The organism is Streptococcus sp. HMSC077D04 (assembly GCF_001808785.1).
Classification (GTDB): domain Bacteria; phylum Bacillota; class Bacilli; order Lactobacillales; family Streptococcaceae; genus Streptococcus; species Streptococcus mitis_BX.
In genome coordinates, this window is record NZ_KV794530.1 from 51,122 (window position 1) to 60,638 (window position 9,517).

5 protein-coding genes are annotated in these 9,517 nt (G+C 40.8%); all 5 read right to left on the bottom strand.

Features of this window, described 5'->3' with window-relative positions; genetic code table 11:
- Positions 1-679 precede the first annotated feature (679 nt).
- Positions 680-949: a 30S ribosomal protein S15 gene (gene rpsO, locus HMPREF2701_RS04770; protein WP_001018251.1), complete on the bottom strand. Its 270-nt coding sequence runs from the start codon at positions 947-949 to the stop codon at positions 680-682.
- A 144-nt stretch (positions 950-1,093) separates the two neighbouring features.
- Entirely contained in the window at positions 1,094-3,802 is a 2,709-nt protein-coding gene (locus HMPREF2701_RS04775; RefSeq protein ID WP_186821218.1) for an ABC transporter permease, read from the bottom strand.
- The gene (locus HMPREF2701_RS04780; protein WP_070482326.1) at positions 3,798-4,499 is read right to left on the bottom strand and encodes an ABC transporter ATP-binding protein; all 702 of its coding nucleotides are present in this window, start codon (positions 4,497-4,499) and stop codon (positions 3,798-3,800) included. Before HMPREF2701_RS04780 ends, HMPREF2701_RS04775 begins: the two co-directional genes overlap by 5 nt.
- Before the next feature lie 114 nt (positions 4,500-4,613).
- A complete protein-coding gene (locus tag HMPREF2701_RS04785) occupies positions 4,614-5,306 on the bottom strand; it encodes a phosphoglycerate mutase (RefSeq protein ID WP_000240129.1) in 693 nt (230 codons plus the stop codon).
- Positions 5,307-5,458: 152 nt separating this feature from the next.
- Positions 5,459-9,517 (bottom strand): ZmpA/ZmpB/ZmpC family metallo-endopeptidase (locus HMPREF2701_RS04790; RefSeq protein WP_261674412.1); only part of this gene is annotated, 4,059 nt, incomplete at its 5' end.

Consider the following 9,517-nt stretch of genomic DNA (forward strand, 5'->3'; position numbering starts at 1 on the left):
TTTGTAGTCTCTAAAATTGTGACCGATAAAACTGCTTTGCAATTTCGCCAAAAGCAGACGCTGTTTTTGTGGTCTCCAAAATTATGACTGATAAAACTCAAAGGTATAATAAGTCACATTGGCAGGAGTTTTTGTGGTCTCCAAAATTATGACCGATAAAACATCGTACAATGCTGGGAGCTTTAGCTTCAAGTTTTTGTAGTCTCCAAAATTGTGACCGATAAAACTCCAAAGCCCAAAGAAGGGGCTTAAAGTATGTTTTTGTAGTCTCTAAAATTGTGACCGATAAAACCTCAATAAAAAAGCTCTCTAAAAATCAGAGAGCCAATTTGAGATTGGGATAAAATCCATACAAAAAAGCTACCCAATGGAGTAGCTTCATTATCAAGATATGCTCAATTGAACACGGCCTAAGCACTTGGCAAAAAAGATAAAATCTCCTAGAAACTGAAGTTTCTTCGTCAATTTTCCTATTTTTGCTTTGTGCTTTTGACGGCCTTTGTATCTTGTTAATTGAACACGGCCTAAGCAAGCAGATAAAAACAAAAAGCCCTCTGAAGTCAGAGAGCTCCAGTCTTGCTGGATAAAACGTTTATAGACTAGGCGGACGAGGCGAAGATTGTACTAATGGTACATCAAGCCGAAGCCAACGAAGTATAGAAACGTTTTAGACGCAAGATTAGCGACGAAGTCCTAGAGAGTTGATCAACTCACGGTAACGGTTAACGTCGTTTTTACGCAAGTATGCAAGCAAGTTACGACGGCGACCGATTTTCTTCATCAATCCACGGTAAGTAGCGTGGTCTTTTTTGTGTTGTTTGATGTGTTCGTTAAGGTGGTTGATTTCCCAAGTAAGGACAGCAACTTGAACCTCTACTGAACCTGTATCACCTTCGTGACGAGCATATTGTGCGATGATTTCATTTTTTTTCTCTTTTGAGATTGCCATGATATTTCTCCTTTTTATTTGGCTTCATCCGAGTGACAGGTTGGCATGCCTGCAACCAAGAAGAAGTTATTTGTCTTTCCGACAGTTCTTATTCTACCAAGAAGCAGAGACTTTGTCAACTGATTTACTTTTTAAAAACTTGATCTACTCTACTGATTTCAGGGCTTCAAGCATATCCACCTTTCTCAAGTGGTGATTGACAAAGAGACCCAGTAAGGCTAATATCACAGTCACTGCGATGATTGGAAGAGCATAGACTTCCCAGCTGACTAGTGGATAAAAAAGTATGGTGGCAGGTGAAATCATTTGAATCAAAAATTGATGTAAATAGTAGCCGGCTACCAAACCGAGAACAATCCCCACAAAGGACAGTACCATGGTCTCGCGGTAGATATAGAGGGTCACTTCTTTATTATGGAAACCGAGAACCTTGATGGTGGAAAGTTCACGGATACGTTCTGCCACATTGATATTGGTGAGATTGTAAAGAATGACAATGGCTAGCAAGACGGAAACAAGGACAAGGATTGCCATGGTTTTATTGAGAGAATTGGCTACAGATTCAAAAAGTTGGATAGCCGTTGCATTTTGGACCACCCCAGAAACAGCAGTTTTTTTCATAAAGACCGCAGCTTCTTTCTCCGTATTGGATGGTGTTGGCTCTTTTAATTTTACTAGGTAGGTATTGTCTTTCGGACTGGTACCGTAGACTTGTTCGTATGTCGCTCGGTTGAGATAAACAAAGTGTCCAACATAGTTTTCAGAAATAGCCGCGACCCTGATTTCTTTCCCATCAAGCTCCAGCTTGTCTCCAACCGTAATACCTTCTAGTTGAGCTAATTTTTGACTCACGACTGCTCCATCTGTGACCTGCACCTCTTGGCCATTTTCCTCTAATGCGATAAAGGGGTTGAAATTTTCTCTGCTTGTAACCATTATGGTGATAGTCTGAAGTCCTGCTTTTCCTTTGAAATCTTTTTCAATGGATTTAGAGTAAATCTTTTGATAAGCATGGATAGGCTCAGCTTGCAAGGCACTTTCTAGGTCTGCTTTTTCTTGCTCCGTTGCACTGCTCTTTTCCGCTACAATCATCTGGTATTGCTGGATTTGTTCAAATTGACGCTCGACAACTCCTCCAACAGAAGACTGAATGCCAAGACCTGCAAATAGGAGAGCAACCGAACCCGCAACTCCAAAAATGGTCATCAACATCCGTTGCTTATAACGGAAAATATTTCGCGCCGTAACCTTATGAGTGAATCTCAAACGACTCCAAATAAAGCTCAGGCGTTCCAGCAAAATCTTTGATCCTTTAACGGGAGGTTTGGGCAGCAAAAGTTGAGCTGCTTCATCGTGCAATTCCCTCCGTGCCACTAGATAAGCTGGCAAGACACTGGATACCCAACTTAAGGCCAGGGCAAGAAGGCTATAAGACCAGTAGAAATACTCCTGACTTTTCCCAACGATCATTCCAGCTGTTATAACATCCGAAATCACGCCTGCAAGGAGATAATGTCCTAGAAGTGTTCCTAAAACGGTTCCCACAGTTCCTGCAAGAAAACCATAGAGGACAAACTTGGCAACAATATCTTTATTCTTGTAACCTAGGGCCTTGAAAATACCAGCATTGGTACGCTCTTCATCCACAAAGCGAGTCATAGTTGTAAATGTTACCATTGCAGCAACCATAAAAAGCACCACGGGAAAGATATTCCCGACAGAACGAATACTTGCTGAAGCGTTATTGTACATGAGATAGCCTTGACCACCTGGCATGGTTTGGCGGTTGTATACATGGTAAGTAGGCTCTGCCAGTTCATCAAGCTCTTTCTGGTGTTGTTCAAGCTTCTCTTTTTCCTTGGCTAGATTACTCTCTGTCTGAGCCATTTTTTCTTTTTCTGTAGCCAATTCTTCCTTAGTTTTTGTCAATTGCTCCTTGGCTTGACTCTTTTGAGGATCAGGCAAAGCGGTCACTTGTTCTTCTTGCGTTTTCAATCGACTTTCAGCCTGTTCTAACTGACTCTTGCCTTTTCGAAGGTTACCTTCAGCTGTTTGGAGCTGCTCTTTTCCATCTTCCAAGCTCTTTTGCCCATTTGCTTTGATACTTGCCAATCTTTTTTGACCATTATCGGCAAGCAAGTTTTGTAAGTCTTCCTGGTGTTGATCTCGTTTGCTTCTATAGTCTGATGAAAAAGCATCCAAATTTTTTAAATCATCATAACGCACACGCGCAATGCTATAAACATCTGAGTCAAACTGACTGGGTAAAATCACTCCATAGCCAGCCAAGCTTCCATTTCCACTACTAGCCCCTCCCAAGTCTTCTTGAGAAAGTATCTCACCCGACTGAACAAATCCAGTAATGGTGAAAGATTGGGATTTTATGACGGTCTTCCCTTCTTCTTTCTTGCTAAAGGTGATAGTCTGCCCAATCTGATAGCGGTCTCTCCAGAAATCTGCCAAGGAAATTTCCTCATCAGCTTCTGGCAGTCGCCCTTCTGTCACTTGAAAAGTTGAAATTCCCTCTGGCTTAGAATACAGTCGAACCGCTTCTTCACTATTTTCAACGGTTAGGTCTGCCATATAGCCAAACTCAATACTTGCTCCTTGAAGGGTCTTTAGTTCGTCTCGATCCTCTTTATCCAAGCCATAATCAGCTATCACTGCCAGATCCAAGGTATTTGCTTTACGAAGATAATCCTCAGCCGTACGTTCCATATTGGGGCTAGTCACTTTGAGACCTACTAGAGCTAAAGACCCCAGCATCATCAAGGTCAAGATGGATAAAAAGCGTCCCTTGGAAGCAGTCACCGACTGGAGCAAGTCTTTTCGGTATGTTTTTTTCATGCTAATACTCCAATGTATCGATAGCCTGTGGATTCTCATTGATTGTTACTCTCATAACAGTGGCATCACGCATATGAATCACGCGATCAGCAATGGGCGCCAAAGCTCCATTGTGAGTCACGACGATCACCGTCGCTCCCTTTTGACGAGACATGTCTTGGAGAATCTTCAAGACTTGCTTGCCCGTCTGATAATCCAAGGCGCCTGTCGGTTCGTCACAAAGGAGAATTTTAGGATTTTTGGCTACTGCGCGTGCAATGGAGACTCGCTGTTGCTCCCCTCCAGAAAGCTGGGCTGGAAAGTTATTGAGACGATGAGCCAGACCTACATCTGTCAAGACCTGTTCAGGATTCAAGGCATCTGTCACAATTTCTGATGCCAACTCCACATTTTCCTTAGCTGTCAGATTGGAAACTAGATTATAAAACTGAAAAACAAAACCGACATCATTGCGGCGATAATTGGTTCTCTGGTGGGAATTGTAATCTGCAATATTGGCACCATCAATCCAGATTTCCCCCTCGTCATTGGTATCCATTCCCCCAAGAAGATTAAGAACCGTTGACTTGCCCGCACCAGATGCACCTAGAATGATAACCAATTCACCCTTTTCAATCTCAAAATTCACATCGCGATTGGCCACAATCTCCGTGTCCCCAACCTGATATCGCTTGTAACAATGTTTCATCTCAATATAAGCCATCATCAACCTCACTTTCTTTAACTACTTCTTAATATCATTATAACGCTTTTTCGAAGAGTTGGATACTAGAATAAAAAGAAAAACCTAGGTATTCCTAGGCTTTCTTTTTACAAATTATTTTCCAAGGTAGTATTCAGAAACTACGTTCAATTTTTCGTCGAATTCGAATACCAATGGTGGGAAGTTAGGGATTTCCACATCCATGATTTCGTCATCTGACAAACCTTTGATGTGTTTTACAAGGGCACGGATTGAGTTACCGTGAGCTCCTACGAATACGTTTTTACCATCTTTAAGAGCTGGAGCGATTTTATCTTCCCAGAATGGAAGGGCACGTTCCAAAGTCACTTTCAAGTTTTCAGCATCTGGAATAACTGAGTCGTCAAGTGAAGCGTAACGACGGTCTGTGTGAGCTGAGTGCTCATCATCACGGTCCATGTTTGGAGGCAATACATCGTATGAACGACGCCAGATGTGAACTTGCTCATCACCAAATTGTTCAGCAGCTTCAGCTTTGTTTTTACCAGTCAAACCACCGTAGTGACGTTCGTTCAAACGCCATGATTTTTCAACTGGAACCCACAATTGGTCAGAAGCTTCAAGAGCCAAGTTAGTTGTTTTGATAGCACGTTTCAATACTGAAGTGTAAGCTTGGTCAAATTCGATACCAGCTTCTTTGATCAATTTACCAGCGTCAATCGCTTGTTGTGTACCTTTTTCAGACAAATCAACATCAGCCCAACCAGTGAAAAGGTTAGCTTTGTTCCATTCAGACTCACCGTGGCGAGCAAAAACCAATTTTACCATTAGATGGATTCTCCTTTAAATTTTCCGAGGTTTCCCCTCGTTTATCTATTCTATTTTACACAATTTTTCACAAAAAAGCTAGTTAAAATCGACAAGTTCTGATAGTCAGGAAGTAAAGTCCTCTCATACTGATTAGGAACTTCTATAATTCATTACTTTTTATTTGCAAAAATAGAGGTTCTAAAATCATTTGTTTGGTCAAGATAGGCCTTAAACACTGCTCTCTTAAGTTTATGAACGGCACTGTCAGTTTCTGGGTTATAGTCACTCCAACGCGTACCTTCCGCATCCTGTAAAACAGCTTGGTCCATGAGTTCTTGCAACTCATTTACTCTTTGAATGGTTTTCGTGGCATTGCTCATCCATGATTGCGTCGGATCTTTAAAAGTAACTTTATTCAAATGATCAAACTGAGCAACACGTTCTTGATACATAGCTTTTTTAAAGGCTGCCCAAGATGAATACTGACCACCAAATAGCTTTTCTAAAACAAGCTTATCTGTCACTAATCCTTGCTTTTTACCGTAGAGGTTGATTGTCTGACCATTTTGTTTAGCAATTTCTTCATATTGGTTGGAAATATATGGGACCATACCTTCTTTAAATCCTTTAGCAGCTAAGAGTTCATAAGCTATCCGGCGCCCCATAAGATCTCCAGGAGTTCCTTTCTCACTGCTCAATGCTGAAAAGATTGGTGCAAAGAGTTTAATCGTAAAGTAGCCATTTCTCTCATATGTGCCAGCTTGATACTCACGAGCCGAAAGAATATTATTGTCAATCAAACTCTCAAAGCTCGTCAATTTTTTAGCTTCATCTTCAGTCAAATTTTTCACAACATTAGTAGCATAAACATCATTTCCATCAGCAGGATCTGTTAGATAGTGGTTCTCGATTTTTCTGAGAGCTTCCATTTTCTGGGAAACATTCAGTTTCTTAACGATAGATTGCCCTTCAAGATATTCCAACAGATAGATGAGATCAAACATATTATGAGCGTATTTCTGGAGATCGGATGCATCTTTGAATCGTTCCGTCGGATCTAAGACTTGTAGACGGGATCCTTCTAAGCTATCTGATTTTGAATGTTTCAAGATTGAGTTAATAGTAATGGTCGCATCATTTGGATGGTCTGGCGCTTGTAATAAGCCTTTAGCAAAGAACTCAGGACCAAGACCACTTCTTCGACCATAACCACCAAGATAGATATCCTGATCGGAATCATGGGTCATCTCATGGGTATACGTAATAGCGCCATCCTTATCCAACATACGGTAAGACATATAATAGACACCATCTCCTGTTGCGTATGCACCGTGATGATTATGAACCACCTTGTTACCAACTGGTCCAAAGAAATGTTGCATTGCAGGATTTGAATTCTCAAAGTCTGCGATTGTTGAAGCCTTTCCTTCAGTATGATCATCACCAAACTTATAGGCATCATAAAGCAGGATCGTACGATAGAGTTTTTCACGTGACTGTTTATCCAAAATACGATACCAATAATCATAGTGATCTCGCTGACGCTTGGCTGTTTCACGCGCATTATCTTCAACAAACTTATTGAGTTCATCTCCAGCCTTATAGTCGCTATTGCGGTAGCGATCGTAAGCTCCAAATCCTAGGCTAGACAAGGTTGAGATGACAAATACAGATCTTTCTGGCAAGGTAAGGAGAGGCAAGACCATATTGCGGTATTTCCAAGTACTACTAGTAATTCGGTCATAAACACCGATAGAATACTTAGTCCCTGCTTGCTCTTGCTTGGTTTTGACCTCTGCAATAGTGGATTTTTCTTCAACAATGAAAGCTTTGGTCTGTTTTTTAAACCAGTCATTGTTGCTAGTGTTTGGTAAAAAGACTTTTCGGTAATTTTCTAGCGTGCTAAACAAATCTGTCGTTCCATGATGGCTGGCAAGACTGATACCATAAGTATCAACGTTGTTCTTAGCAAGCAGATTATTAAATCCTGATTTCCCTAACTCAATCAAAGTATCTAACGGAGATGCATTTCCTTTGCCAAAGAAATCAAGGTGATACAAGATCAAGTCTTTAATATTAACCTGACCATAGCTAAAGTTATACCAACGCTCTAAGTAGCTCATACCAAGAAGCAAGGCTTCCTTGTTGCGCTTGATTTTATCTACGATGTAACCTGTCATTACTTGATTGTTTTCCACTAGACCAGCATCCGCTGACAAGAGTTTTCTCAGACTTTCTTCTAGATGTTCCTTCGTTTTAGTAAACTGTTCTTCTAAATAGAGCTCGGTTTGCTTCACTTTTGGTGAAATACCAAGTGTGTTTCTAATAGCGTCTGAATGATAATTTACCTTCTTCAATTCTGGTAAGACTTGCTGGATAATCGTTTCTTGATTATACAAGAATTGGTTTGGCGTATAGAGAAGCCCCGTATCTCCTAGACTATATTCTGCTAACTTAGCAAAATCAGTCTGGTACTTGATCTGGAATGTTTCAGAGGAATGATCCTGGTAATGGAGCAAGAGTTTGTTTGCAGTCTGTTTGTTGGAAACAATATCTGTGATGACTTGGTCATCCTTCATCATGACTGCAGACAAGAGTGCTTTTTTATATAAAAGACTGTTCTCATTGACCAGGTTTCCGTATTTGACGACGGTTGCCTTGTTGTAGAAAGGTAGCAATTTTTCAATATTTTTATAAGCCAAGGCGCGCTGAGCTTGATAATGCTTCACCTTAGAAAAATCACTTTCTTTACTACCACTTGTTGAAAGGGACTCCACTGTTGGAGGGGTGAGAGGATTGATTTCTACTTTTTTATTAGTCACTTCAGAAGCATCTAAAATTGTTCCTCTTTCTACAAATGATTCCTTGCTGACGACTTCTTCCCTGACCAAGGTGACATTGTAGACTCTATTAGCTTTGTTGCTGAATGTATTAGCCACCTTCATTTCATTATAGTGGTAACCGGTAATAGCATTCCCGTTGGTTACATTGACATCACTTAGTACATTGGTCAATCTTCCTGCATGCTGTTCCTCATTCGTCTTTCGATCCCACAAATATCCAGCCACACCCGCAACTCTACCAAAGTGCTTGACATTGTTGATATCACCTTCAGCATAGCTATCCTGTATATGCGCATCTTGGTCTACTAGACCTGCTAGCCCACCAACAGTCTGATCTGAACTATTCGTGTTGGAGGAAATGGCTACTGTCGATTTTGACTTAGTCAGTGAAGCTCTGCCTCCTGTCAAATGACCGACCAAACCACCAATATTGTATGCCGCAGTCGTTTCGTAAGTATTAACAATTCTTCCCTTAAAACTGCTCTCTGTGATGCTTGATTGGTCTGCCTTAGCCAACAAACCACCGATACCACGTTCCCCAGCCAGAACACCATCGACATGAACTTGCTTAATCTTTGTGTTATCCGTAGCTTCATTGGCTAATGAACCGATATCATCTTTACCAGAAATAGAGACATTTTTTAGGCTCAACTTTTCTACTATGGCCCCTCTCAAGCTTTCAAAAAGAGGCTTTTTCAAGTTGTAAATAGCATAATGCTTGCCATCTTTTTCACCAATCAACTGACCAGTAAAGGTGCCCTTGATGTAAGATCTGTCATCAGGTCCCAACTCCACTTCGTTGGCATTCAAGCTAGCCGCTAAATGATAGGTTCCAGAGAGATTCTTGTTGATAGCTTTAACCAAGTTGCTAAAGGAAGTGAAGGTTGTTGTTTCTTCTGTAGCCTTTTTTGCGAGATAGAAGGTGAAATTATCGACATATTTATTTTCTAGCTCTTGCTGGAGTTTCTCAGCTTTGGCTATGATTTTATAAACGAATTGTCCATTTTTTATTTCTGCAGTTATTGAAGCGACAGGTAGATAGACATCTTTGAATGACGACGATTTTGCCTTAACAAAGTAAGTGTCTATATTACTTGGAACACTGTCTAAAGAAACATGTTGTTTGTAAGTACCATTGGTCTGACTATATAACTCCAGATCAGAAACATTTCTTAATTCAAGTGTTTTTTCTGGATCTTTTTCTTTTGGTTTTTCAGCCGGATTTTCTGGTTTTGCTTGCTCAATATTGCCAGTATATTCTGGAAGAGGGGCAATTTGTTCGGGTTCAACAATCGCTCCGGATTGGGTACCTGTATAAGATGGTTTCGATGGTACCTGTTCTGGTTCGACTATTGCTCCAGATTGAATGCCTGTATATTCTGGTTT

What these genes read in the sequence shown, in the direction of transcription:
- HMPREF2701_RS04785 (WP_000240129.1), bottom strand. Translation starts at nt 5,306, where the DNA reads ATGGTAAAATTGGTTTTTGCTCGCCACGGTGAGTCTGAATGGAACAAA.
- HMPREF2701_RS04780 (WP_070482326.1), bottom strand. Translation starts at nt 4,499, where the DNA reads ATGGCTTATATTGAGATGAAACATTGTTACAAGCGATATCAGGTTGGG.
- rpsO (WP_001018251.1), bottom strand. Translation starts at nt 949, where the DNA reads ATGGCAATCTCAAAAGAGAAAAAAAATGAAATCATCGCACAATATGCT.